The sequence below is a fragment of the Anoxybacillus ayderensis genome, from assembly GCF_000833605.1.
Classification (GTDB): domain Bacteria; phylum Bacillota; class Bacilli; order Bacillales; family Anoxybacillaceae; genus Anoxybacillus; species Anoxybacillus ayderensis.
This window is the reverse complement of record NZ_JXTG01000001.1, coordinates 19,786-45,970: the sequence shown is the minus strand read 5'-3', so window position 1 is coordinate 45,970 and position 26,185 is coordinate 19,786. Positions and strand designations below refer to the sequence as shown.

At 43.1% G+C, this 26,185-nt stretch carries 21 protein-coding genes; 4 read left to right on the top strand and 17 right to left on the bottom strand.

All coding sequences use genetic code 11. The annotated features are described in order from the left end of the window. Window positions 1–48 precede the first annotated feature (48 nt). From JV16_RS00215 to JV16_RS00165, 11 genes are all read right to left on the bottom strand, one after another. Window positions 49–1,161, bottom strand: coding sequence for a Ger(x)C family spore germination protein (locus JV16_RS00215; RefSeq protein ID WP_042533712.1), 1,113 nt, complete (start codon window positions 1,159–1,161; stop codon window positions 49–51). Then, a complete protein-coding gene (locus JV16_RS00210; RefSeq protein ID WP_042533710.1) occupies window positions 1,158–2,258 on the bottom strand; it encodes a GerAB/ArcD/ProY family transporter in 1,101 nt (366 codons plus the stop codon). The genes JV16_RS00215 and JV16_RS00210 overlap by 4 nt, the downstream gene beginning before the upstream one ends. Next, window positions 2,255–3,721, bottom strand: a complete 1,467-nt coding sequence (locus JV16_RS00205; RefSeq protein ID WP_042533708.1) for a spore germination protein — start codon at window positions 3,719–3,721, stop codon at window positions 2,255–2,257. The genes JV16_RS00210 and JV16_RS00205 overlap by 4 nt, the downstream gene beginning before the upstream one ends. A gap of 78 nt (window positions 3,722–3,799) precedes the next feature. Further along, on the bottom strand, window positions 3,800–6,688 hold the full coding sequence (locus JV16_RS00200) for an ATP-binding protein (RefSeq protein ID WP_042533706.1): 2,889 nt from the start codon (window positions 6,686–6,688) through the stop codon (window positions 3,800–3,802). Next, the gene (locus tag JV16_RS00195) at window positions 6,672–7,046 is read right to left on the bottom strand and encodes a response regulator transcription factor (protein ID WP_021094484.1); all 375 of its coding nucleotides are present in this window, start codon (window positions 7,044–7,046) and stop codon (window positions 6,672–6,674) included. The genes JV16_RS00200 and JV16_RS00195 overlap by 17 nt, the downstream gene beginning before the upstream one ends. After that, window positions 7,046–10,240 carry a hypothetical protein gene (locus JV16_RS00190; RefSeq protein ID WP_209428830.1) on the bottom strand — a complete coding sequence of 1,065 codons (3,195 nt, stop codon included), beginning with the start codon at window positions 10,238–10,240 and terminating at the stop codon, window positions 7,046–7,048. The genes JV16_RS00195 and JV16_RS00190 overlap by 1 nt, the downstream gene beginning before the upstream one ends. Next, on the bottom strand, window positions 10,237–11,622 hold the full coding sequence (locus JV16_RS00185) for a glycosyltransferase family 2 protein (RefSeq protein WP_042533704.1): 1,386 nt from the start codon (window positions 11,620–11,622) through the stop codon (window positions 10,237–10,239). Before JV16_RS00185 ends, JV16_RS00190 begins: the two co-directional genes overlap by 4 nt. After that, complete coding sequence (locus JV16_RS00180; protein WP_042533702.1) at window positions 11,615–12,655, bottom strand: HEAT repeat domain-containing protein; 1,041 nt, start codon at window positions 12,653–12,655, stop codon at window positions 11,615–11,617. Before JV16_RS00180 ends, JV16_RS00185 begins: the two co-directional genes overlap by 8 nt. A gap of 2 nt (window positions 12,656–12,657) precedes the next feature. Further along, complete coding sequence (locus JV16_RS00175; protein WP_042533700.1) at window positions 12,658–14,268, bottom strand: diguanylate cyclase; 1,611 nt, start codon at window positions 14,266–14,268, stop codon at window positions 12,658–12,660. A 12-nt stretch (window positions 14,269–14,280) separates the two neighbouring features. Further along, the gene (locus tag JV16_RS00170) at window positions 14,281–15,186 is read right to left on the bottom strand and encodes a chemotaxis protein (RefSeq protein WP_042533698.1); all 906 of its coding nucleotides are present in this window, start codon (window positions 15,184–15,186) and stop codon (window positions 14,281–14,283) included. Between the two features lie 71 nt (window positions 15,187–15,257). Further along, window positions 15,258–15,896, bottom strand: coding sequence for a glycoside hydrolase domain-containing protein (locus JV16_RS00165; RefSeq protein WP_042533695.1), 639 nt, complete (start codon window positions 15,894–15,896; stop codon window positions 15,258–15,260). A 140-nt stretch (window positions 15,897–16,036) separates the two neighbouring features. Between JV16_RS00165 and JV16_RS00160 the strand changes: the two genes are divergently transcribed. Next, window positions 16,037–16,621, top strand: a complete 585-nt coding sequence (locus JV16_RS00160; RefSeq protein WP_244463781.1) for a TetR/AcrR family transcriptional regulator — start codon at window positions 16,037–16,039, stop codon at window positions 16,619–16,621. On the opposite strand, the gene JV16_RS00155 is transcribed toward JV16_RS00160, so the two are convergent. Next, window positions 16,618–17,874 (bottom strand): ATP-binding protein, encoded by a 1,257-nt coding sequence (locus tag JV16_RS00155; RefSeq protein WP_042533692.1) that lies wholly within the window; start codon window positions 17,872–17,874, stop codon window positions 16,618–16,620. The two genes, JV16_RS00160 and JV16_RS00155, sit on opposite strands and share 4 nt — an antisense overlap. A 178-nt stretch (window positions 17,875–18,052) precedes the next feature. Between JV16_RS00155 and JV16_RS00150 the strand changes: the two genes are divergently transcribed. From JV16_RS00150 to JV16_RS00140, 3 genes are all read left to right on the top strand, one after another. Continuing rightward, window positions 18,053–18,202 carry a hypothetical protein gene (locus JV16_RS00150; RefSeq protein ID WP_162829821.1) on the top strand — a complete coding sequence of 50 codons (150 nt, stop codon included), beginning with the start codon at window positions 18,053–18,055 and terminating at the stop codon, window positions 18,200–18,202. A 131-nt stretch (window positions 18,203–18,333) separates the two neighbouring features. Further along, window positions 18,334–18,570, top strand: coding sequence for an IDEAL domain-containing protein (locus tag JV16_RS00145; protein WP_042533690.1), 237 nt, complete (start codon window positions 18,334–18,336; stop codon window positions 18,568–18,570). Window positions 18,571–18,684: 114 nt separating this feature from the next. Next, window positions 18,685–19,836, top strand: coding sequence for an aminotransferase A (locus JV16_RS00140; protein ID WP_042533688.1), 1,152 nt, complete (start codon window positions 18,685–18,687; stop codon window positions 19,834–19,836). Between the two features lie 10 nt (window positions 19,837–19,846). On the opposite strand, the gene JV16_RS00135 is transcribed toward JV16_RS00140, so the two are convergent. The 5 genes from JV16_RS00135 to JV16_RS00115 all read right to left on the bottom strand — a co-directional run bounded on the left by JV16_RS00135 (window position 19,847) and on the right by JV16_RS00115 (window position 26,138). Further along, window positions 19,847–20,713, bottom strand: a complete 867-nt coding sequence (locus JV16_RS00135) for an NAD(P)-dependent oxidoreductase (RefSeq protein WP_042533686.1) — start codon at window positions 20,711–20,713, stop codon at window positions 19,847–19,849. A gap of 15 nt (window positions 20,714–20,728) precedes the next feature. After that, the gene (locus JV16_RS00130; protein WP_042533684.1) at window positions 20,729–21,496 is read right to left on the bottom strand and encodes an SDR family oxidoreductase; all 768 of its coding nucleotides are present in this window, start codon (window positions 21,494–21,496) and stop codon (window positions 20,729–20,731) included. Window positions 21,497–21,521: 25 nt separating this feature from the next. Beyond that, entirely contained in the window at window positions 21,522–22,790 is a 1,269-nt protein-coding gene (locus tag JV16_RS00125) for a GGDEF domain-containing response regulator (RefSeq protein WP_021094498.1), read from the bottom strand. Continuing rightward, window positions 22,787–24,031, bottom strand: a complete 1,245-nt coding sequence (locus JV16_RS00120; RefSeq protein ID WP_042533682.1) for a GAF domain-containing sensor histidine kinase — start codon at window positions 24,029–24,031, stop codon at window positions 22,787–22,789. Before JV16_RS00120 ends, JV16_RS00125 begins: the two co-directional genes overlap by 4 nt. 127 nt (window positions 24,032–24,158) lie before the next feature. Further along, window positions 24,159–26,138, bottom strand: a complete 1,980-nt coding sequence (locus JV16_RS00115) for a methyl-accepting chemotaxis protein (protein ID WP_042533678.1) — start codon at window positions 26,136–26,138, stop codon at window positions 24,159–24,161. Between the last annotated feature and the right edge of the window lie 47 nt (window positions 26,139–26,185).

Sequence of the window (26,185 nt, the reverse complement as noted above, 5' to 3'; positions counted from 1 at the left end):
ACCATATGGCACAACGATTGAAAATAATTTTTCATAAAGAAACAAAAATTAGTCAATTGTTCCTGTGCGTAAAATCGATACGTTCACATCGACATCGATACGCGCATCTTTGTATAATTGTAACCATTGTTTATCCGTCAACTGTAACTTGCGCACCGAATGATCGTATATTTGTCCAAATCCGATCGGGTCTGTTTCATACCTTTTTAATTTCACCAATAACTGATCGATTTCTTTTTTCATTTGCTTTTCAATGGCTCGTTCAAGTATATGGACGTTATCTTTCATAATCGGTTTCGTTTTATCAGATATTTCTAAAATTTCTGTTTGCATGTTTACTGTGACGCGAAAATGGGGCGTTGGCTTTTGGCTAATGAGCTTGATTTTTCGTTTTGTTTTAATTTCATTAATGACTATATTTACTTTTTTCCCCTTTTTCTTTATTAACAACGGCGCGACATCTTCGCGCGACACGGTCATATTTTTTAGTCCGGTGTTATACTCTGAGGATAACATTTTAATGTAAAAACTTTCGTCGAGCCGCACTGTTCCAACAAACTTATCCCCACGAAAGAGCGCCACTTTTTCGATAATCGGTTTATCATCGCGTACTGATAAACAAGGTAACACAGCGTCTTTTCCAACGTCGTAATAACTATGAATGAACTCGTGCAACGTCGCGGCTAATAGCGATTCACTGCGCAAATTTTTTTCAATTAATCGATATAAATACGTGCCAATATCGGGCGTATCTTCATGTTTTTTACTTTTTATGACTTGTTTTGCGCTCGGCTCCCCAACAGCTAAATAAACGAGTGAGCCGATGTTCGCATCGCGTTGTAACGTATCGGTTAACCCAAAAATCCCGTCCTTCTCTGCTAATTCTTTTCCATATACAACGACGCGAATTTGTCCTGAACCTAAATCGTGGCTCGTTTGCGCCTCTAAATCTTGACGAAATCCTTTGCTCGTTTTATTTGTCGCTTCAATGACTTCGGACATCGATGAACCCATCTTCTTAAACGACAACATGACGGAGCCCCCTTCGTACATCTTCCCTTTTTTATCAAACCCCGTTGCTGTAATAATGCCTTGTCGTTCTAATACGCGCGGAGATACACAACCGCTAAGCAACAACATGACAACGATAAACCATTTCATTTTGCGCTCCCCTTTGCCCATGTTTTCATGCGCACAAAAACATATAAGAAAAACGGATAGACGAAGCTTAGCCAAAATCCGTACCATCCGACTTGATCAATAAACTCGTTAATTGTCGCTCGCTTTTCAAACATCATCGCAACGAAGAAAGATAAACATGCGAAAATAAATAATCCGTATTTTTGTTTTATATGAAAAAGCGCTTTTCCCCCGCGCGTCATCGCCCACATAAACAGAAGTAAATTCGGTAAAATGACGAGTAACCAAAGCGGAATGACGATATATTCAAACCGTTCAATGAACGGAAACTTCACAATTGTAAACATCGATAACGACGCCCAAATGGTGACATCAAGTTGTTTCGGGCTAAAAAAGACAATCGCAATGACGGTCACTATGGCAACGAGAAACGTCGTCAATAACACGCCAAGTTGCGCATAGCGATGAACGCGCTCTTTTTCTTTTACAAACGGATAAATGATATATAACACTTCAAAGCCGAGCATCGTGTAAGACGTTTTTAATACGCCGTTCATCATCTGTTTCGGCGTCGCTTCCAATATCGGCAGCAAATGAATCCACTCCGCATATTTCAACGGTTGAAAAACGACAACGACGATCCAAATGGCCATAAAAAACGTTAAAAAACTAACGCCAGCCACGAGCCGAAACCCGCCACCATATAAGGCATATACCGTTAAAAGCACTAAAATGAGCGCACCGCCCCAAAGCGGAAAATCGGGGTACATCCACGTTAATGCCATCTCCACATAACCGAGCAAAATAGACGTATACGCCATTAAAAAATAAACGACAACCGCTGCGTTCATGATCCAACCGAGCACACGTCCATACACGAACGTATGAAGCGAAAAAATGTTGTCATGTTCCGACGATTTTAACGTTTGGCAAATGACGAAAACGATAAGATGAATCCATAACCCGCTAATAAGGACGGCAATCCATGCATCTTGGCGCGCTTCAACGAAAATGACGCGCTGCACGCCGACGATGCCGAGGCCAATTTGCGCGGTATGAACGAGAAAAAAAACGAGATACGCATTCACGGATAGCCGTTCGTTTGGCGTTTTCATCATTCATCCAAATCCTTTCGTTTCATCGCTTCACGCCATGAAAAACGGCGGGAGTTTTGCGGACGGTTCGTTTTCGGACGTTCGTTATAAAACTTAATCGGCAAACGAATGAGCGCATATTTCATATCTGCAAAACGAAACGGATACATCGGCGATAAATATGGGCGTCCAAGCGATGTAAGCTTTAATAAATGAATAAGCAACAGGCTGACGCCAATAAATATGCCAATAAGCCCCCAAAGCGCCGCAAGTAAAATGATTGGGAAGCGTAAAATGCGAATCGTTGCCCCCATTTCATAACTTGGTGCCGTAAACGAACCGAGCGCGCTTAATGCAACAATAATGATGAGCACGTTGCTCGTAAATCCGGCTTCCACTGCAGCCTGTCCGAGAACGATACCGCCAACGATACCCATCGTTTGACCGACTTTTGTCGGCAAGCGCGCCCCTGCTTCACGCAATAGTTCAATCATAAATTCTAAAAATAACGCTTCAATGACAGGAGGAAAGGGCACGCGCGAACGGGATTCGCCAATCGTTAACAATAAAGCGGACGGAATGACTTCGTAATGATATGTAATGACGGCGACATATAACGGTGATAAAAAAATGGAAGCGAAAATGCCAAGCATTCGTACCGCACGCAAGACGGTGCTCATCGTCCAGCGTAAATAAACGTCTTCCGTCGTCTCAAAAAAGCTAAAAAACGTTGTCGGACAAATGATGACCGTCGGGCTACGATCAACAAAAATGCCGATGCGCCCTTTCATTAAGCTATACGCTAAGCGGTCAGGCAGTTCCGTTAATAAATATTGCGGAAAAATCGTATATGCATGATCGTCTAATAGTTGCGCTAAAATGGAGCTGTCGATCACTTCGTCAATTTGCAATTCCGTTAACCGTTGCTTCACCGTTTGAACGTTTGTTTGATCGGCGATGTCCTCAATGTATACGACGCGCACATCGAGCGGGTTGCGCACCCCGATCGTCATTTTTTCAGTCACTAATTTTTGATCGGTAATATTTTGGCGCAAAATACGAATGTTCGTATCGATGGACTCGGTAAACGACATTTTCGGACCGAGGACAAGCGATTCCGTTTCCGCTTTTTCAAGCGAACGTTCGACTTTTTCTGCGATGTTGACGACAAGACCACGCTTTTCTTTTTCGATGTAAATGCCCGCCCAACCGTCGCGTATATATGACGCCATTTCTTTTTCCGTTTCACATATGCTCACTGCGCCAATCGGCAAACAGCGCGCTAATTGCTCAATGGATATATGTTCTTGTTCATGAATAAAGGCAAGGACGTTTTGTTGAAGATGAGCGTGATTAATTAAATTGCTTAAAAAAAGGACGGATACCGCTTTTCCTTTACATTCGATGCGGCGGCACATGAAATCTGGCGAATGGGCAAGCTGTTTCACAACCTCGTCAACTCGATTTTTTTTCGAAAACCACATCATCTTGCCCCCTTTTTCTTCCGCTTCGTTTTTTACTAGTTTGCAATGACAAACGTTTTTTATACAAAAAAAGAGGAAACCTTAATTGGCTTCCTCGTTCAGCGGGACGAAAATTTCTCCTTGTCGCTCTTTATTTAACAACATTTGCAAAATCGTTTTTGATAGTTGGCTCGGTTGATACGGTTTCACTAAATAACTATTTGCGCCGAGCGCCATTCCTTTTTCCCGTTCTTCTAACGCCGAAGAAATGATAATAGGAATATGGGCGAGCTCTTCATTTTGCTTTAACGCTTTTAATACATCCCAACCAGACGTGTCATGTTCTTCTAACATAATGTCTAACACGACCGCATCCGGCTTTTCTTTTTGAATGAGCTCGATCGCTTCTTTCCCTTCTTTGACGAGTTTGACGCGAAATCCGCTATCTTTTAGTTCGGCTTCTAATAGCGCCGCTAAATTTTCATCATCTTCGACAATAATAACGTGCGCATGCGCTTGTTTTTCATCTGTTTCGCGTTCGTCGTCTCCCGTATTCGCCATAACGACAAGCGGCAATGAGACGGTAAACGTACTTCCTTTTTTCAATTCCGATGTGACGCTCACTTCCCCTTCATGCGCTTTAACAATTTCTTTTACGATCGCTAGTCCAAGCCCTGTTCCACCGATGCGGCGACGGTCGGAATTGTCGACGCGATAAAATTTCGTAAATAAGTTCGGGATCGCTTCTTCTGGAATGCCTAACCCTTCGTCTTGCACATCGACGCATAGTCGATTGCCTCGTTCGTATATGCGCACTGTAATATTGCCGCCTTCTGGTGAATATTTGATGGCGTTGCTAATTAAGTTTGTAAACACTTGGGCGAGCTTATCGCGATCGCCGAGCACCGTCGTTTTGTTTGTTTCTTTTTGTACATGAAACTGATGGATCGTTGTATTTACTTTTTGCGTTTCAATGACGCTTTCAATAATCGCAACGACATCTTCGTATTTTTTGTCGTACGTTTGTTTGCCAGACTCCATTCGCTGTACATCTAAAAAGTCGTTAATCAACGCCGTTAATCGTTTTGCTTCTTGGTAAATCGTCGTTAAATATTTTTTCTGCCGTTCTGGCTTCAACTCTTTCGTTAACATGAGCTCCGTAAAGCCGAGTACGCTCGATAACGGCGTGCGCAATTCGTGGCTGACGGTGCTCACAAACTCTGATTTCATTTGGTCGACTTCAAACTCTTTCGTAATGTCGCGATGAACAAATACCGTTCCTTGTCGCTCCCCATTGCGATATAACGGCTTGGCGTACACTTGAATGACTTTTCGTTTTTGCGGTAAATGGTACACAAACGGCTCACGTTCTTCATCGCCGTTAAAAATAATGGCGCGTAAATAATCGCATAGCTTTTCGCCAGCGTCTGATTGCTCAACTAAGTCGCGCACCCATCGTTCGTAGCTTGCTCCTTCAAGTTCAGCAATCGATTGTTTTTGCAGCAGTGCAACCATTTGTTTATTGACGATCATGCTGTTGCCATTCTGGTCAACGAAATGAATGCCTTCTTGCACCGTATTTAAAATATGTTGTACCGTTTCACGCGCTCGTTCTGACTGTTCGTATAGCGCAATTTTTTGTAGTGAAATCGATATTTGTTTCGTTAAACCGACATATTCTTGAATATCTTCATCAGAAAACGGTCCGCCAAAGCGACTAAATACTAAAATGGCTTGCACGTCATTTTCGTTTGACAAGACAGGCAAAAAGACGTCGTGCACGAACATCGTTTCTTCGTGATACCCTTTTTCAGAAGCTGCGACTTCTCGTTTTAACATAAACGGCTTTTTTTGCTCAAACAGTCGTTGATGCAAGCCGTTATAAATATATGTTAAAAATTGTTCAACCCCGTATTCCGACAATCCGAATGTGGCATGCGTTTTTTCGTCGTTCATTAAAACGATCATGCCGCGATCCGCTTCCATGACACGCGCCATATGCATTACAATGCTATTTAACACTTCTTGTTTATCAAGTGAGTTCGATAATCCGTTAATGAAATCGTTGCGCCGTTTTAATTGTTGTTCGCGCGCTTGCATCGTCTCCAACGCTTGTTCAAGCTCGGCTTGTTGAAACTCTAATTCATCTTGCTGCGCCATCAATTCTTCGTTGTGCGCCATTAAACTTTCTTCTTTTTCTTGAATGCTCGTTAACATTTTTTTAAAGGCGGTTGCTAGTTTCCCAATTTCATCCTCGCGATTTGTCGTTTCACGCATGTCATAGACGACTTGTTCGTCCTTAGCAATTTTTTCAGCCACGACCGCTAATGCATTGAGTGGTCTTCCGATTTTTTTCATCATGATGCGCGCGATTGTAATTAAAATTGTCAAAATCGTAAAAATGAATAAAATAAACGCGGTTTGGGCTTTCGTTTGATCATCACGCAATTGTTGAAATTCACGGTCAAGCTGTTCCGTTAATTTATTTTTGTACGTTTTCATTTGAAATTGGAATTGTTCAATTGACGCCGTTCCGCCGTTTTCGGATAAGCTTAATACTTTTTGTATATTGCCGTTTTCAAACGCTTCAATCGCTTGCGGAACGAGCGTACCGAAATAATAGTTAGCAAACTGGCGCGCCTTTAAAATATATTGCGTATCGTCTTTTGTCGTCGCAGCTAACTCTAACGCATCGAGCGCCGTTTGCACATTTTCTTGTTCGCGAAAAATGCTTAGTTTAAATTCTTTCCGATTAAATGCTAAATAACCGCGCGCATCAGAAAACGCTTGGTTAAACGCCCGTTCAATTTCTTGCGCATATTTCATCTTTGTTTCGATTTGTTCCTTTTTTTGTTCAAATGACGTCGTTAACGACGATTGATACGAAAAAAGGGATGCCGAGCCGATCACAAAGATGAATAAAAAGCTCGTGACAAGCGCAACAAATTGTCTTGCTAAGCTTTGCCGAAAATAGTTACGCATCTTCTCCATGTAAAATCGCCTCGATTCGTTGTACTAATTCAAGCGGGCTGTACGGTTTCGCCATAAAATAGTCAGCGCCAGCATCTAATACACGTTGTTGATCCGCCTGTTGACTTTTTGCTGATAGCATCATAATCTTTACATGTTTTTTATCGGGCATTTGGCGCACTTGTTGAATGACTTCTAAACCGGTATATATTGGCATCATATAATCAAGTAAAATTAAATCGTAGTCATTTTGTTTAATCAGCTCTAACGCTTCTTCCCCATCGCACGCTTCATCGATGTCGTGCCCTTCATCTTCTAACGTATCGACAACGAGCATACGCAACACTTCTTCATCTTCCGCTAATAAAATTTTCGCCATTATTTTCTCTCTCCTTCAACGTTCTTATATATTTGTTGCACGATCGTGTACGAACGTTTTAACCGTTCGTGATATGTCGGTTGCTCCCAACCGTCCCATGTGTACGTATAAAATTGTTTTGCATCTAAATGTTCAGGATATGAAAACCCTTTTTCATACACGCCGATGCGAATGCCGTCCATCGTTCGGCTGCTTGCTAATCCGCCTTGCCACATATCTCCCATCGCTTCGTGCATGCTCGGGTCTTTCACATTTAACAACGCCCATGGGATGCGAATTTCATATCCATCTTTTCGTTTGCTGACGCTTACGTCTGTTAAAGAATTGTACGCTTCATCGTCCGGATTTGCGGTACCAAACGTCATAACACCTGTTTCATAAAAATCGAACGGATACGTTTTTCCTTTAATTTGTAATTTTTTATTTAATGTCAAACGAATCGGATGATATACGCCGTTATTTTTTTTGTTCGCATACGGCAAACGGTCAATCATATTTAAGACGTGTCCGTAATGATAATAAAATGAATCGTAATAACTATCAACCCATAATCGCCCTTCTTTTTCACCGCGCAAATGGAGAACGAAATCGACGCCTTCTGTTCGTACGTTCGGCACATCGAGAACGGTCGATTGCCCTTGATCTCGGATCGTGTCAAACAATATATATACGTCTTTGTCTTGCTTAACGGTTGTGTCGTAACGAATGTAAACGTACCGTTCATCGCTCGTCATATAGAGCGCGCGCCCGTCTTGTTGAAAGGCAGGAGCGATTTGTTGGAATGCCCAATCTTCTTTTCGCCCATCGACTTTGATCATCATCGTTTCATTTTCTGCTGGATCAAAGCTGAGTAAGCCGAATTGTTGTTCGTTCGTTTGCGCGTTGGACCAAAACGGACGGCGGTCCGGGTTGTCGTAATCCATCGTGTTCCACGTTCGTTTAAACCATTCATCTTGCCATGTGAAAATAAAGCCGCCTGCCATGCGTTCATGAACGATGTCTTCAAACAATTTTTTGTTGATTACACCTTGTTCTTGTTCGGAATGAAATCCTTGGTTCATTCCGTATACGTTGCGATGCGTCATGCCGCGCGATGACGGGACGCCAAATTCAGCGACGACAATCGGCATGCGATGCACGCGTTTCATATCGTGTAAGTAGCCTGCATAGTTGTTTTTCTCGCCACGATGGTCGATATAATTCACATATTTCGGCTCATAGTTTAAAAAGTCCGGATAATATGGATAAATGTGATACGACGCAAATAAGCCGCTATGCATTTTATTTGTCGAATATATGACGTTCGGGTTTACCGATACGAAATCTTCTTTTTCTAGCGGTTCGCTCGGATGCGTTAACAAATCGGTCGTCACCCAGTTTGTGAAACTGACCGGACGTTGCCAGCCGTACGTTTCCGTTTCGTACGCAATCGCTTCATCCATTATGCGCGCAAGCCAAATTTCAAACGGCGACGCACCTTTTGTGTACACATACGTCCCTTTGTAATCTAGTAAACGTGCATGTTTCATATTTGTCGCATGAACGACAGTCGGTTCCCACTCGACCCCGAAAATCCAGCCGAGCACATACGGTGAAATGTCATATCGATATATGCCGCTCGCATGCCCTGGGCGAGGTGGGATCGTTGCCCGCCCGTGAACGATATCGATCGTTCGTTTCATTTCCGCAACAAATTCATCCGTATTTTCTTTTGCAAATGCATCGTTTGTGCGCAAAAACGTTTCTTCATTCACCCATACCCCGTGAAATAAATATAAAGGCTGCTCGGCGATTTCGTTATATTCGTAAAACGCCTCATAAAACGCAGGCGGGTGAATCGTATACACACGAACGGCATTCGCATGCATTGCCCCAATTTGTTTAAACCAACGGAAATATTGTTCTTTCGTAATCGCTGTTTCCCCCGGGAAATGACCCGGCTTTGCGATCCCCATATTCACTCCTTTTAACAACACATTTTTCCATTTCCCGTTTTTATAAATTTGTATATATTGCTCTCCGACGCGTCCAGCGAGCTGAATACCGTCTTCTGTTTTCGCAATCGTTCGTTCGACCGTACGCTTTTCGTCATGATGCACAGATTGAAAAATCGTTTTCATCATCGGAACATATGCTTTCCAATAAAACGATGCGGTGCTATTCGGGTCATGACGCACTGTCCATTTGCGCCATACGTCGATGCCGACCGTTTGATATATGCCCGGCACATCCGGTTGATCCGCATAATCACCACAAAAGTAATACGCCTCATACCGCGCATTTCGATGGTGAACGATGGCTGGAAACGTCATCGGCAGCCCGAGCGCTTGCAATTTTTCTTTTCCACGTTCCGATAACGACAGCGTATATGTCGCTAACACTTCCTCGACATGTATAGGCTTGACGATATCAAACCAATACGAATACGGAATAGAGCCGTCGATCCCAAGCTTTTTTTCTCCTTTTTTCGTCGGAGTAAAAAGCACCCCTCGTTTTCCTATTTCTTTTTTATCTAAAATGACGAGCCGATCGTGTTCATCAACAAGCACATAACCCGGACCGGTAAATGCATATCGTTCATTATATTGTTTTTCGTAATTTTCTTTTACCCAAACAGGCACTTCGTCATTTTCAAGCTTCGGGAAATAGCGGCCAATCCAGCCCGTCCATTCGACGTTTAATAAAGCATAAAATTTGTTGCGAACAGACGGATCGGTCGGGCTTGCGAACGAATTAAATTCGGCAATAAGCGTTTTGTTTCCTTCAAACATCGCCTCGTGCAACCGATCGACTTCTTGTTCTGTCAGACCACCGTACACTTTTTTAGAGCGCTTCCCTTTCTTCTTTTCTATCGTCAAATCATTTTCATATACACCGTACGTGTCGGCCACATAAATAACATCGTACGATTGTAACGATGTCGGCCATGGACGCTCTTTTTTTGTCGTTGGGATAAACCCAACGTAATCTTTTTTTAACTCATAGCGCGCTCCGTTTGGCTTCACGTACTTTTGTTGGTTTAATAGCCAAACGAGCCCTTCATGTTCACGATACGTATCATCTGGAACCGTTTTATTGACAATCAACACGTGTAACGTGGTGGATGGCTTCATTTTCCATAGCCAATACGGTGAAGAAATGATCAGAAAAATAAAGACGACATATAAAACGAGCCAACGTTGTTTGTTCATCATTTCGACACACCTTTTCTTTTCATTTCTCCCCATCCTTTTCTTTTTAACAGCGCATCAACAATTCCCTCACAGCGCCATAACACCGTCAACGGACGATACCATAACGTTTCAGTAAATGAATAAAAAAAGAGGCGTACAACGTCTGAAACATTCGAAAATTTCCGCACCGTCCATTCTTCTAGCAATATGGCAGCCATTGAAAAAAGTGAACCGTACAAAACGGAAACGAGGAATAGTAAAATCGCAAATTCAATATATATGTCGCCTAATATGAGCGAAACGATAATGAGGATATAACCAAGCAGCTCAACGACAGGACCTAAAAATTCAATGAGTAAAAAATATGGCATCGATACGAGCCCGATTGAGCCGTAACGCGGGTTAAACCACATGCGCCGATGAAGCCAAAGGCTTTCAAACAATCCGCGATGCCAGCGCCGCCGCTGTTTGCGCAAATCGGTCATCGACTCTGGCGCTTCCGTCCAACAAACCGGATCAGGCACGTACACAATTTTTTTATTTGTTTTCGTTTCTTTTATGAGACGGTGGAGTCGGACGACAAGTTCCATATCTTCTCCGACTGTATGCGCATATCCACCAGCACGAATGACCCATTGTTTTGAAAAGACGCCGAAAGCCCCTGAAACAATTAACAATAAATTATGGCGGCTTAATCCGATACGTCCCATTAAAAACGCGCGCAAATATTCAATGACTTGCATAATGACAAGCGGATGACGGGAAAGTCCAATGCGCACCACTTCCCCTTTTTCAATGTCGCAACCGTTAGCGATGCGCACGCTTCCACCTGATGCGATCACGTCTTCATCTGAGTCCACAATCGGCTTCATGACTTTTAAAAAGGCACGGCGTTCAATGACCGAGTCGCCATCAATAGAACAAACGTATGGATACGTTGAAAAATTAATCCCCGCATTTAACGCATCTGCTTTTCCACCGTTTTCTTTATCGATGACAAATAAATGAGAGAACTTGCGGGAACGATACACGGCACGCACCCGTTTCGTTTTTAGTTGTTCACGAATGACGCGCTTCATCGGAATAAGATCGAAATCCCGCTTCAACCGCGCAAGCGTATCGTCTGTTGAACCGTCGTTAATGACGACAATTTCATACTCTGGGTATTCGATGCTAAGTAACGAGCGAACGGTTGCAAAAATGCCAGCTTCTTCATTGTAGGCAGGCACTAAAATCGAGACCGGTTTCGTATAACTCACATCGAGCATTTCTTCATACGGCTCCCATTCGTCTAATTCGTACATGCGGCGCAATTGAATAAGCGACACGACGAGTAAAAACGTATAAAATAAAATGACCGCAATCATAAAGAAAAAGACGAACATCGCTGCCAATTTAATCATTTTCTCGCCCTCTTTCTAACCACTCAAGCGCCATATCGCGCGCATAACGGTCATCTGATGTTTGGGCGATTTGTTCAAGAATCGCCAAGCCGTTTGGCATGCGCAACAACGCCTCTGCCGCTTGCGAGCGCACGGAGAACACACGGTCTTTGACAAGCTCTTTCATCGTCTCAACAAGCTCATATGGACGTGTGCGCGCACATAGCCGAAGTGCCATGAGTCGCTCTTGCCAAACGGGTGAATGTAAATGAATGCGAAGTTGCTCGGAATCAAGCGGAAAAGCAATTTCCGCTAACGCTTTTAATGCGCGAATGCGATATTCGCTTTGCTCATGCCGAAGCAATGTACGCAAAAATGAAACGTGCGCAAACTTTTGCATAATGCCAATCATATCAATTAACGCATATTGTATTTTTTCATTCCAATCAAAAAAATGGTCAACCATTTTCGCAAACATACGATCGTCCATGCGCGATAAAATGAGGCGATAATCAAATTGCGTAAACGATTCATCCGTTTGTTTCATATATTCATATACGTGTGGATGCTGAAAAAGCGCAAACATTTTTAACAGTTGGCGCTTTTCCATCGTCGTAAGCTGTTTTTGTTCGTACATCGCTTCTAACTCATGGACGAGCGAGCGAAGATAAAAATCTTCAATAAAAAAGAGGGCGTTCATTCTTCTTCCGAGCCGACGATGAACAAGTTGCGCTCGTAAATAATCGACAAAATACATCTCTGCTAGCGCTGTTGCCCTCTCTTTTACGTCCCCATTGGCAAGCACGCGCATAAAATGATCGAGTAGCTCCATCATCGCCACATGTTGCGCAGATGATGACGGAGCAGGGACTTGTTCGTCACCGTAGGCTAAATAGCGAAATAACACCGGTTCATACAACTGTTTATACGTTTCCACTTCTCGCTTCCATTTGCCGTCTTTTCTTTTTCGGACAACTAAATAAAGAAAAATCGCAAGTAAAACAGCGAATAAAGTGATGACGATGACCGTAAACAAAACAAGTTGATTAGACACAACTAATTCATCCTTTTTAACATATGGCGTATTCTTGCTTCAAGCTCAAGCAGCTTGAACGGTTTTGTCATATAGTCATCTGCACCGAGCTCAAGCGCGCGAGCAATATCGTTTTCGCTTTTTCTTGCTGTTAACATAATGACTTTATATCTTGATGAATCTTTTTGGCTTCGCAACTGCTGCAACACTTCAAGCCCATCCATTTTTGGCATGACTCCGTCTAAAATGACGAGGCATGGTTCTGTTCCGCGATGCCAATCGGACGCTATAAACTGCTCGCCGTCTTTAAACGCCCGCAAATCGAGCGTCACTTTTTCTTTCGTAAACATTTTTTGCACGACGTCTGTCACAATGGCGCGCACAATCGCATCATCATCGACAATCGCGACTTTCATAGTTCGGCGATACGATGCTTCTTGTTGTTTCGCAAGCACGACGCAATTTCTTCCTGTATTTTTCGCTTCATATAGGGCAGAATCAGCCAACTCAATCCAATGACCAATCGGTTTCGTTGGATCAAGCACTTCAACGATCCCTGTCGAAAACGTGCATGAAAACGTCGTTTCATCACATTGAAACGTCATCTGTTCAAACTGTTCGCGCAGACGATCGAACACAAGAAACGCTTCTGTTGCTTCTGTCGCCGGCAATAACACGACAAATTCTTCTCCACCGAAACGAATGACAACATCGCGTGCGCGGACGTTCGTTTTTAAAAATTGCGCAAATTGTTTTAAAACGACGTCGCCCATTAAATGTCCGTATTGGTCGTTGACTCGTTTAAAATGGTCAATATCGAGCACCGCTAAACAAAACGGTTCGTGCGTGCGATGCCAGTCGCTTTTTAATTGTTCATATGCTTGTTTTAAATATTTCCGGTTGTAGACGTGCGTCAATTCATCTAAAAGAAGCAGTTCGTCAATTAATTGCTTTCTTTGGAGCTGACGACGAATGCGCACGATAAATTCATCGATCGCAAACGGTTTTGGAATAAAATCGTCCGCGCCCATTTCGTAACTTTTCATGCGCGTTTCTTTTCGATCATCAATGCTCACCATAATCATCGGGACGAATTGTTGTTTTAATTTTTGTTTTAAAAACGTTAATACTTCAAACCCTGTTTTCGTTTCCATATGAATATCGATGACGACACAATCCGGACGAACGTCGTAAAACGAAGCGACCGCTTTGATCGGATCGGCAATGGCGACAACGTACCATCCGCTTTGTTCGAGATGCTCTTTCACATACATTAAAAACGATGGATCATCATCAATAAGTAAAACGGTCGGTTCGTCTCCCTTTTTCGTTCCTTGTTCCCCTTGTGTCACTTCGCCAATTTGTTGTTCATAACAAAGTTGAAAAAGCGAGGCGAGCCGCTCTTTCACATCTGTCGCTTTCCACGTTTTTTCTTCATCTTCGCCCCATTGCTCCATTAACTGACGCGCATAATTTCCGATATCGGTCATTCCGATCATCGCGGCTGTACCAGCAATGGAATGAAGCAGACGATATACGTCTTGATGAGCAATTTCATCTACCGTTTCCCATTCTTCTAACCGTTTGCGAATATTTTTTAAAAAATGTTGGCGATATTTTTCATAACGGTCCATAGCAATCCCCTACTACAAAATGTGTTGATCAATCATTTGCACAAGTTCGGCAATTTCCGGTTTACTTACTTGTGCCGTCGCTCCAACGCGCTCCCCTTTATGACGAAGGTCATCTGTAATTAAAGAAGAGAAAATGATGACAGGTAAATGTTTTAATGTTTCATCTTCGCGAATGCGTTTCGTTAAATGATGGCCGTCCATTTGCGGCATTTCAATGTCAGTAATGACTAATTGCACTTCGCTTTCAACCGGCTTTCCTTTTTGAACGATCGATTGTAAATAGTTTAACGCATCTTCGCCGTTTTCAAAAAACTCGACATATACGTATCCGGCTTCTGCGAGTGTGTCGTGAAGGAGCTTACGTAACAACGGTGAGTCTTCCGCAACGATCAGCTTTTTATTCGACCGCTCACGTTTGCCAAGTTTTTTCACACGCTCGACGTGAATGCCTGATTGCGGGTTAATATCGACGACGATTTTTTCAAAGTCAAGCAATAAAATCATATTTCCGTTTAATTTTATAACACCAATAATTTGGCTTTCCAATCCTTGATACATTTGCGACGGTTTTTCAATTTGCTTCCATGATATGCGATGAATTTGTGTAACGTTATGGACGTGAAACACAACTTTTTGTTGATTAAACTCCGCAACAATATATTTATCTTGCGCTGGGTTATTTGACGGTCCAAAGCCGAGCGCTTTCGCTAAATCAATAAGCGGAAGTACCTCACCGCGCAATTCAATAATGCCTTCGATGTATGGATGCGCATGCGGCACTTTTGTCGGCGTGATCGGATGAATAATTTCTTTTACTTTAATGACGTTAATCGCAAATCGGTTTTCACCAATTAAAAATTCGACAATTTCTAGTTCATTCGTCCCACTTTCTAATAAAATTCCGTTTTTATTTTCCATAAAACAGCCTCCATTACGACAACATTTACCTTCATTTTATCATACTTCTTTAATAGGCATAGAAAAAATTTTTAATATAAATAGTCGCTTATTTTTCGGTTTGCCACGTTCGTATCGATCGCACAACGGTCGGCATCGCGCCCATATTGCCACATCCAAACGTTCGCGCGACAATTCGGCACGTTCGGTCGATACGTCGGCGCTTTGGTCGCTGGCGTCGTCCCTGGGCGCGGGTATGAGCTCCATATAATCGTTTGTTGGGCGATGCGTTCATCGTTTTTCACCGCTTCACAATAAGCTTCACCAAACGCCCCTTTCGTCGGATTGGCGTATATTCCTGGGCGATATCCGCTCGGATAAAACGTATCAACCCATGCTTGAATCCATGCGTCATCTACTTGAAATTCATCTTCAATGTTCGCAAAAATGACTTTATTTTTCGGGATGCCTAATCTGCGCGCGTGAAAAATCGCATTGCGCGCCGCCGTTCTCCCTTTTTCGTATTGTGTCGCCTCACGAAACGCATTGTAAATCGGCGCGATTTTTATGCCGCGCCCACGAATAAACGCGATTTCTTCTTTCGTCAACCCATCCGATACGTTCGGCACCGTCGTCACATATCTTCCCCAAAATTGCGGAAAACCGTATTCTTTTCTTACACACGCAAGCAACGGTTCCGTCACCTTTGCCGCTGAATCGACACCCCACATGTCCATTCCTCCTTTTCATGTTTCTTTCCATATATATGCGAATGATACATGTCTAAACAAAACTTTCATCTTTTAAAATATTACTTTATTCCTAGGTAAAAATCACTATAATAAAAGTAGACGATGATAATGGGGGACTCATGATGAAAAGAGAGAGACAAAAAAAGCAAACGAGAATATTGCTCCAACAAACCGCCCTTCAATTATTTCAAAAACAAGGGTATGAGCAAACGACCGTTTTACAAATTACAAATGAAGCGGGTGTCGCGAAAGGAACGTTTTTTAATTATTTTCGCACGAAAGAAGAAGTGTTACAAAGCGTGTTTTCCACGCATGTAGAACGCATATGTAAAAGGGTGCAAGAAAGCGAGGAACGAATGTGGCATAAGCAAATCGAGCAGTTGTTTTATGAATTAACAACGATGCACGAAAAACTCGGAAAAGAAGTGACGAAATCCATGGTACATATTTATACGGGAAAACAACAAGAGACGCTTCCGTTCACTCCTTTTATTCATATGTTGACGAACATATTTGAAGAAGGGAAACGATGCGGAGACATTCGAACGAAACGATCTTCCGAAACGCTTTCGTTAATCGCTCTTCAACTATATTTTGGGGCATTAAAACTATGGATGTTTTCTCACTTATCTGAACCGCTGTCGACTTTTACGATCGATACGATCACGATGTTTATCGACTATATGAAAAAAGAAGGGGACTAATCCCCTTCATATAGCGGTAATGTAATCGTAACGGTCGTTCCTTCATTTAGTCGGCTTTCGTACGCCATCGTTCCTCCCATTTGGCGAATGAGCCGAGAGGCGATCATGCTTCCAAGCCCGGTTCCTTTCGATTTTGTCGTATAGTACGGCAAGCCGATATTTTTCAGCTCATCTTCAGTCATTCCTTTTCCTGTATCGCGAATCGTGATAATGACTTCCTTTTCTTTTTCATCGACCGTTTTATGAACCGTCACCGCCCCACCGTATTCAATCGCTTCAATCCCGTTTTTCATCACGTTTAAGAGCGCTTGTTTTAAATAATGCGCATCGCCATACACGTCGCTTTTACCTTCTGTGTAGAGATGTAGCGACACGTTCGTCATCGTACCGAGCGGACTTAATAAATGGACAGAGGTATGTAAAATGTCATCGATGTTCACTTTTTGCAGTTGAAAGGATGCTGGTTTAGCGAGCGTTAAATATTCTGTAATAATGTCATTCGTTCGGTCTAATTCTTCTAAAATGATCGGGGCAAACTTTTTTACGTTTTCATCGGTCGTATCTTTGCTTAAAAATTGGACGAAGCCCCGCACCGTCGTGAGCGGATTGCGAATTTCATGGGCAAATGAAGCCGCCATTTCGCTGACCGTCGCTAGTTTATCGAGGTAAATCATATCGTCAAACTGCTCGTTAAATTGAATGAGTCGCTCGATGACGTAAATAAGCGCTAAAAACATGGCGATAAAAAAGGAGAAGTAAACGACATAAAATCGCCAAGGAAGCGGCGGAACGGCGTATATAATCGTTGCGATATATAAAATGAGATAAATGAAAACGATCATAAGCCCATATAACATTTTTCTTTTGACGTTAAAAAAAGACGAGCGAAACAATATGCCGACAACGTATGCAAATACAGAAACGGTCGCTCCTGCATAAGCGAACGGACCGCCAATGATGAACCGTGCGATAACAACGGTGAACGTACATAACAGCCCAGCCGTTTTTCCGATATATAATGTCGTCACTAAAATGACGATCATGCGAAAGTCGAAGTTCGTTTTCGCTAACGGCTGAATTGGATACATCATACATAACAAAGCCGTAAACGATGCAGCAACGCCGTACATCATTTTTTGTTTCCAAGTGAGCACCATTTTTCGACGAAACGGAAAAAATAAGTTGGCATTGAAAATGAGTGAAAATAAAATCGTCATATTGACAACGAGCGGTTTAATCACAGCGCTAAACATGTAATGCCTCCTGATCATTGTTCCTTTTGTATTGTAGCACACTCGCCAACGGACATAAATGTGTTCGTATTTTCTGAAAAAACAAAAACATTGACATCTTTATGAACATGATAGACGTGGACAAGCGAAGCGCGTTACAATGTTTGTGAAGAAAAACACGAAAAGAGAAGGTGTCAAAATGAAAGGGTTAGCCATTCTTTTTGAAGAAAATCATACGGTCACGATTTTAGAAGATGTAGAAAAAGAACAACTTGAAGAAGTCGTGGATGAAGAAACAGAAGCAGTTCTTTGGCATGATGAAGAAATCGACTGGGACTACGGTTATTAATATATAAAGCTGGCATTCGTCAGCTTTTATTTTTTATTTTTATTTTTCTAAATTTTATTTACAATTTACAAAAAACTCTTTATAATGTAGAAAAGGAGAAGAATATTCTTCTCTCTAAGGGGGAATGAAACATGTTTGAAAAGTACAATGATATGGCACTCGTATCTCAACCGTATGATCTCACAGATTACAAACAAGTCGCACAATTGGTGATTGAACAGGCGTTATTTCGGTACGAAAGAGATCGGCTCATGCGCGATATTGACAAGGCGCTTGAGCAACGGGATGAAGCGTTGTTTCTAACCCTCGCGCAACAATACAACGAGCTTCTAGAACGCTATCGTCATTTGGAGGAAGTGCACGCATGATCGACTGTGAAACGACAGAACAGCACATAAGGTGAACGTTTGACGCAAAAACACATTGCGAAACGTTCACCTTTTATTGTTTAATAAAAAGAAAATGAAGAAAGGTGAAAAACGATGATGCTTCCGATCAATGAACGTGTGCAACATATTCAGTTATCTGGCATTCGCCAATTTTTTAATCTCGTTGCACAAGAAAAAGATATCATTTCGTTAACGATTGGACAGCCTGATTTTCCGACGCCGGAACATATTAAAGAAGCAACGAAGCGAGCGCTTGATGAGCAATTTACTTCTTATACGCATAATGCGGGATACTTGCCTTTACGGGAAGCGGCTTGCCGTTTTGTTGAAACGAAATACGGGCTGCGCTATACAACCGATGAAGTAATCGTCACTGTCGGAGCAAGCCAAGCGCTTGATATTGCGTTTCGCACCATTTTAACAGAAGGCTCGGAAGTCATTCTCCCTGCCCCGATTTATCCAGGGTACGAGCCGATTATTCGTTTATGTGGTGCTACGCCTGTCTATGTCGATACGCGCCAAACAAATTTTAAACTGTTAGCTGAACAAATCGAGCCGTTTATAACTGAGCGAACGCGCTGTATCGTGCTTCCATATCCGTCCAACCCGACAGGAATGACGTTAACGAGCGAAGAATTGCAACAAATCGCTGAGCTCGTGAAAAATAAACCGATATGGGTCATTTCGGATGAAATTTATAGTGAACTTGTGTTTACAGGCACGCATGAGTCGATTGCAAAATGGCTTCCGGATCAAACGATCGTCATTAACGGCGTCAGCAAATCGCATGCGATGACCGGATTTCGCATCGGTCTTTTATTTGCGCGGCAATGGGTCATTGAGCATATATTAAAAGTGCATCAATATAACGTTTCATGCGCGACGTCCATTTCACAAAAAGCAGCGCTAGAAGCGTTAACGGTCGGAATAAACGATGCCGAGGAGATGAAAAAGCAATATGCTGAACGAATGGAATATGTGTACGACCGCCTTTGCACCATAGGCTTTCACGTACAAAAGCCGAACGGAGCGTTTTACATTTTTCCATCGATCGCAACGTTTCATCACTCCTCATTTGAGTTCGCCCTCAAGCTTGCAAAGGAAGCGAAAGTAGCGGTCGTGCCAGGAAGTGCGTTTTCTACATACGGCGAAGGATATATTCGCTTGTCATACGCTTGCTCGATCGATGCGTTACAAAAAGGTCTCGATCGCATCGAGTCATACGTAAAAAAAGGTGCTCGCTAAAAGCACCTTTTTACCATTCTTTATACCATTTATATAACGCCTGCGTCCCGCTCTGTCCTTCTCCCCGTTCAGCAAGCGATTCATACAACTGTTTCGCAAGCTTTAACCCCGGAAGCGACAAGCCGAGCGTTTCCGCTTCTGCAAGCGCAATGCCCATGTCTTTAATAAAATGTTTCACATAAAAACCGGGAGCAAAATCGCCCGCAAGCATTCTTGGGGCTAAGTTGGAAAGCGACCAGCTGGATGCTGCACCTTGTGAAATGCTGCGCAACACTCGTTCCGGATCTAATCCTGCTTTTTCCGCATACACGAGCGCTTCACATACGCCGATCATATTTGTCGCAATCGCAATTTGATTGCACATTTTCGTATGTTGTCCCGCCCCTGCTTCTCCTTGCCAAACGATATTTTTTCCTAAATGAGAAAGAAGCGGCATGCATGCCGAAAACGCCTCTTTATCGCCGCCAACCATAATAGATAACGTGCCGTCGCGCGCACCAATATCTCCCCCCGATACAGGTGCATCAAGGGCAAATATCCCTTTTTCTTTCGCCGCTTCGTGAATGCGTACCGCAAGCGATGGCTTAGACGTCGTAAAGTCAATGACATACGTCCCCCGTTTTGCATTTGCAAGAATGCCGTCGTCACCAAAATATACGTGCTCGACATCGTGCGGCTCGCCGACCATCGTCATGACGACGTCTGCCACTTTAGCGACGTCTTTCACCGCATCTTTCCATACTGCCCCTTCCGCCAATATATCCTCCGCTTTTTCTTTTGTCCGCGTATATACGATGAGCGAATAACCTGCCCGAAGCAAATGTCGCGCCATGCTTTTTCCCATCACACCAAGCCCAATAAAACCGATCGTTTGCATATGTTTCACCTCATTTTAAATCGCTTTCACCATGCCGCCATCCACTACAAGCGACTGTCCTGTCATATACGTATTTTCATCGGACAATAAAAAGGCGACGACGTTCGCAAATTCTTCTGGCGTGCCGTAACGTCCGAGCGGAATCGTCGCTTTCATGCGCGCTTCTAGTTCTTCTTTGCGAATGCCGAGCTTTTTCGCATTTTGTTCGTCTAAATAGGCGACACGCTCTGTCGCAATGCGTCCCGGTGCAACGGTATTAATTAAAATGCCATACGGGGCGAGCTCTTGCGCGAGCGTTTTCGTCAAACCGACGATGCCGAGGCGAAACGTATTGGAAAGAAGCAGTCCCGGAATCGGCTCTTTAATGGACGATGAGGCGATATTTACAATTTTTCCTTTCGTCTTTTTCAAATGCGGTAACGCTGCGCGAATAAGACGCACGTAGCTTAACACATTTAACTCAAACGCTCGTTGCCAATCATCGTCTGTCAACGTCGCAAACGTCCCTGTCGGTGGTCCCCCAGAGTTATTGACTAACAAATGAATGTCGCCGAACGTTTCCACCGTTTTTTCTACTAGCTGCTCGATCATTTCTCGATTCGTCACATCCGTCACCGTATATGCCGCCTTCCCTTTTCCGAGCGCATTTAACTGTTCAGCGACTTCGTGCAATTTTCGCTCATCGCGGCTCGCAAGCATGACATGGACGCCTTGCGAAACGAGTTTTGTCGCAATCGCTTTACCGAGCCCTTGGCTCGACGCAGCAACAATCGCTGTTTTCATTTCATCCGCCTCCTCTCACGCTATACTATTCGCTAACGACGACGCGATTCCTTCCTCCACGCTTTGCTTCATATAGCGCTTCGTCGGCTCGCTTCACCATTTGCTCTTTCGTCATTCCTTGTTCATATTCGCACACGCCAAAGCTGCACGTAATATGCCCGACTTTCGGGAAATGAACGGTTTCCACTAAATGACGTAACGATTCCGCTAAACGATATGCGCCTGTTCGCGATGTTGCAGGGGCTAAAATAATAAACTCTTCCCCACCCCAACGCGCCAAAATGTCACAATCGCGCAAACGGTTTGAAATGGCTTCACACATGCGCACTAACACCGCATCACCAACGTCATGTCCATACGTATCGTTCACTTTTTTAAAATGATCAATGTCAAATAAAATGATGGAAAACGTATGTTTGTATCGCTTTGCACGCTGAATTTCACGCGTAAAAAACTCATCAAATTTTAGTCGGTTAAACGTTTTTGTGAGCGGGTCTTTCGTCGCTAAAAACTCGTTTCGCTTGCTTTCTTCTTCAAGTGCGGTAATGTCGGTAAAGACGACTAAATACGACTCCGATTCATCTGGAAACGACGTCGCTTTCACTAAAAAGACGTGCTCTTCCCCTTGTTTACACATCAGTTTTACCTTTAAAAACGGAATGGTGCGGTCAATAAGCGGACGAATCCAACGCCTTTCCCCTTTCATATAAAAATAGCCGGGTTCATGAAGAAAATAATCGCATACGTGCGCCCGACCGGCACGAAGTTTTTCCATTTGTTCTTGCCCGAAAAAACGTTGAAACGATAAATTGCAATCTAACAACCGTTCATCGTTTAAAATGCATATTAAGTTTTCTTGAAAGTCGATAATGGTGCGCGTATATTGTTTTTGTTTTTCAAGCTCAAGCTCGAGCTGACGTTGATAAATGGAATGTTGCAACGATTGCAAAAATTTTTCATGGTCAATTGGCTTTAAAATAAAATGATTTACCCCGTATTCGATGGCGCGAATGAAAAAATCGTTGTCGTCATAGGCAGTCGTAATAATAATTTGCACATGCTCATCAATCGTGCGAATATGGCGGATGAGTTCTAACCCATTCAAGAAAGGCATTTTAATATCTGTAATGACGATGTCAGGTCGAAATGTCATAAATAGTTCGAGCGCTTCTTGACCGTTTTTCGCGACTTTTACGTCGCGAATGCGCCGTTTTAATAAACGCGTTAACATATCGCGCGCGCCCGGCTCATCTTCAACATACAATACTTTAATATCTGTTTGTACCGTAATCATAATCCCCTTCCCCTTTCATATCGCGGCATGCGAATCGTAAACGTCGCTCCTTTTTGCGATGATGAAACGAATACATCCCCGTTCATTTTCGTGACAATCATTTTTGACATATATAATCCGAGCCCTGTTCCGTCTTTTTTCGTCGTCACATACGGTTCGAACATATGTTTTTGTATTGTTTCATCAATGCCGCCTGCATTATCTTTCACTTGGATGTAAATAAACGAGTCGTCCGCATATGTGCGCACGCAAATGATTCGTCGTGCAATATCGCGCGCAACAAACTGCTCGCACGCATTCGTCAACAAATTAATGAGCACTTGGCTCATTTCGTTCGGAAATCCGTACATATGCGCACGCGTGCGATTTTCGACGTGCAAGTGAACGCCGTAATGATCTAAACTCGCTGAAATAATTTTTAACGCTTGGCGAATCGCTTGAATCGGTCGAAAATATGTCGCTTCTTTATGCGGTTTAAAAAAGTTGCGAAAGTCGTTAATCGTTCGCGACATATGTTGAATTTGGATGAAACATTTTTGAATGGACGTGCGCAAATACAATTCGTCTAGTTCTCCATATGCATACGCTTCTTGTATATCTTGCAAAAGCAAGCCGAGCACATTTAACGGTTGGCGCCATTGATGAGCGATGTTTCTTAACATTTCTCCCATCGTCGCATAGCGTGATTGCTCGATGAGCATAAAATCTTTTTCGCGGTTTTTACGCACTTCTTCTTCTACTTTTCGCTGCAACGTCGCATTCATTTGTTCCATTTCTTGTTTCATTCGTTGCAGTTCATGTAACGTTTGTTCCCGTTTAATCGACTCGCCAATCGTGCGGGCGATCGCCAAAAAAATGGCGCGTTCATGAGCGGGAAACGTCCTTTTTTGTTCGCAATCGACGACGCTTAAAAACCCCCACCGTTCATCGTGAATAAAAATGGGAGCGATCATAAACGATTGAATGTCCCATTCTTCAAAAATGGTGCGCACATCACCTTCTAATTCATCTGTATGCCCAACGAACACATTTCCGTCATACAAATGCGCAAAACAATGGGCATGTTCTGTCGCAAGCACGATGTTATCACGCATGAGAGGACGTGAAGAGGGTGTTTGTATATGATGAATGCGTTGTAACGTATATGTTTGAGTGGTTGTATGTAAGCGAAAAATAGCAACGCGCGTCACATGAAGCGCAATGCGCAAACTTTCTAACGCCGCCATAAGCGACTGATCCATCTCCCTCTCCTCCAAAAAAACAAATATAGGCCTTTTCTCCTAAATTTATCGTAATTCTCATGTAAAAAAAAATCAAGGAAAAAAATTGTTACAAACATATAAAAAAAGCTAGGCATCATACCTAGCTTTATACGTGGAAACGGTGAATGAGTTGTTGCAATGAGCGGCTCATGTCGTTTAACCGCTCTGCTGCTTCTGTGACAGTGTTTAACGCTTTTAACTGTTCTTCCGATGATGCGGACACTTCTTCTGCCGCTGCAGCCGATTGTTCTGAAATTGCTGCTAAGTTTTGTAACGCTGCAACAATTTGTTCTTTATTGCCGTTGACGTCGTGAATTTGTGTAAAAATATGCTCAATTGCTGACGTTAATTGTTCCATCATCGTTGCGATATGCATAAACGATTCCGCTGTTTCGTTCACTGCCGCTTGTTGTTGGTCGTTCATTTGTTTCGTATGATCAACCGCTTCGGTAGCCAGTGCGGCTTGTTGTTGAATGGACGTAATCGTTTGGCGAATTTGTTCTGTCGCTTGTGCGGATTGTTCTGCTAGTTTACGCACTTCTTCGGCAACGACTGCAAACCCTTTTCCGTGCTCCCCTGCTCTCGCTGCTTCAATCGAAGCGTTTAACGCTAACAAATTCGTTTGTGCGGAAATGTCAGTAATCGTTTGAATAATCGCTCCGATTTGTTTCATTTTCGCCCCTAAATCCGTAATGACCGTTTCTACTGAACGCAATTCGTTTTGCGACTCCGTCGATTTTGCTTGCAACACATTTAGTTTTTCAATGCCCATATAGCTTGCTTCTTTCGTTTCATCCGAAAGTTGTTTCACTCGTTCAGCCGATTGCGTCACCGTACCCATTTTTTCAGATAAGTCGTTCATGCGGTCGTTCATCGCATCTAAATTGCTCGCTTGTTCGGATACTCCTTTGGCGATATCTGTTACCGCCGTTGTCACTTGCTCGCTCGTTGCCATCGTTTCTTCGGAGACAGCGCTTAAATGGTCTGCCGCGCTACCAAGTTCTGCAACTGAGCGATCGACTTCGCCAATTAATGAACGCATATGCGACACCATATCGTTAAAGTGGCTTGTTAGCTGAGCAATTTCATCGTTTCCTTTCGGCTCGACATGCACCGTTAAATCGCCTGTCGCCACTTGTTGCACGCGCTCATTGAGCTGAATAATCGGTTTGACGATCGAACGCGATACGGCATAAATAAGAAGCGAGGCGAGAATCGTTGCGATGGCAACAACTGTCCATGACGTTTTTCCGATCTCTGTTAACGTCGCTAATAAATCTTTTTCTTTATATACCGCTCCGACTTTCCAATTTAACTTTGGAATCGTCGCAAAGTACAATAATCGCTTTTCGCCGTCTTGCTCATATTCATACGCACCGTTTTCTTTCGCAAACATCGTTTTGACGACCGGATGGTCAGACATATCTTTTCCTTTATACTGTGGATGAACGATCGCAAATTTGTTTTGGTCAAACAATACCGGATATCCGTTGTAGCCGACTTTAAACTGCTCAACCATTTCCGCGAGCGTATTTAAAGATACGTCTAAGCCGATAACACCAATGACTTGTCCGTTTTCAACAATCGCTTTGGCGATCGTGACGATATAATCGTTTGTCACCGCATCGACGTACGACTCCGTCCAAATGACTTTATCCGGTGAAGCGACAGCCGCTTTATACCACGGACGCGTCGTCGGGTCAAAATCTGGCGGCAACTCTACAGATGGCGTCGTGTACATGTTGCCGTTCGCTGTACCGATATAGGCGAGCTGCACTTTTTGATGAATGTTTAAAAATGTCGAAAATTGTTGATTAATCTCATTCCATAACGTAGCGTCTTCCGTTTTTGTAAACGTTTGAAACGATTTCGTTTCGCTAAATTGCTTTAGCGCATCTTCTTGGCTATCAAAGCTATGCTCGATATCGTCAACAACCTCTGTCACAAGCGCTTCCGCACGCACTTTTGCATCATTTTTCATGACAGACGCCATTTGCACGTAGTTGACCGTTTGCGAGGCAACGAGTGCAATGACTAATAATAAGGCCATTAAACCAGTGAGTTTCATCGTTAATGAACGAAACAAAGTAGTCCCCCCTAGCTGTGTCGAATATTGTCGAAAAATTAATAAAG

Bases quoted from the DNA above. Each gene is read 5' to 3' on its own strand.
- JV16_RS00140 (WP_042533688.1), top strand. From the start codon at position 18,685: ATGATGCTTCCGATCAATGAACGTGTGCAACATATTCAGTTATCTGGC.
- JV16_RS00160 (WP_244463781.1), top strand. From the start codon at position 16,037: ATGATGAAAAGAGAGAGACAAAAAAAGCAAACGAGAATATTGCTCCAA.
- JV16_RS00135 (WP_042533686.1), bottom strand. From the start codon at position 20,713: ATGCAAACGATCGGTTTTATTGGGCTTGGTGTGATGGGAAAAAGCATG.
- JV16_RS00145 (WP_042533690.1), top strand. From the start codon at position 18,334: ATGTTTGAAAAGTACAATGATATGGCACTCGTATCTCAACCGTATGAT.
- JV16_RS00130 (WP_042533684.1), bottom strand. From the start codon at position 21,496: ATGAAAACAGCGATTGTTGCTGCGTCGAGCCAAGGGCTCGGTAAAGCG.
- JV16_RS00205 (WP_042533708.1), bottom strand. From the start codon at position 3,721: ATGATGTGGTTTTCGAAAAAAAATCGAGTTGACGAGGTTGTGAAACAG.
- JV16_RS00175 (WP_042533700.1), bottom strand. From the start codon at position 14,268: ATGGACCGTTATGAAAAATATCGCCAACATTTTTTAAAAAATATTCGC.
- JV16_RS00210 (WP_042533710.1), bottom strand. From the start codon at position 2,258: ATGATGAAAACGCCAAACGAACGGCTATCCGTGAATGCGTATCTCGTT.
- JV16_RS00150 (WP_162829821.1), top strand. From the start codon at position 18,053: ATGAAAGGGTTAGCCATTCTTTTTGAAGAAAATCATACGGTCACGATT.
- JV16_RS00190 (WP_209428830.1), bottom strand. From the start codon at position 10,240: ATGATGAACAAACAACGTTGGCTCGTTTTATATGTCGTCTTTATTTTT.
- JV16_RS00215 (WP_042533712.1), bottom strand. From the start codon at position 1,161: ATGAAATGGTTTATCGTTGTCATGTTGTTGCTTAGCGGTTGTGTATCT.
- JV16_RS00155 (WP_042533692.1), bottom strand. From the start codon at position 17,874: ATGTTTAGCGCTGTGATTAAACCGCTCGTTGTCAATATGACGATTTTA.
- JV16_RS00195 (WP_021094484.1), bottom strand. From the start codon at position 7,046: ATGGCGAAAATTTTATTAGCGGAAGATGAAGAAGTGTTGCGTATGCTC.
- JV16_RS00125 (WP_021094498.1), bottom strand. From the start codon at position 22,790: ATGATTACGGTACAAACAGATATTAAAGTATTGTATGTTGAAGATGAG.
- JV16_RS00165 (WP_042533695.1), bottom strand. From the start codon at position 15,896: ATGTGGGGTGTCGATTCAGCGGCAAAGGTGACGGAACCGTTGCTTGCG.
- JV16_RS00185 (WP_042533704.1), bottom strand. From the start codon at position 11,622: ATGATTAAATTGGCAGCGATGTTCGTCTTTTTCTTTATGATTGCGGTC.
- JV16_RS00170 (WP_042533698.1), bottom strand. From the start codon at position 15,186: ATGGAAAATAAAAACGGAATTTTATTAGAAAGTGGGACGAATGAACTA.
- JV16_RS00200 (WP_042533706.1), bottom strand. From the start codon at position 6,688: ATGGAGAAGATGCGTAACTATTTTCGGCAAAGCTTAGCAAGACAATTT.
- JV16_RS00120 (WP_042533682.1), bottom strand. From the start codon at position 24,031: ATGGATCAGTCGCTTATGGCGGCGTTAGAAAGTTTGCGCATTGCGCTT.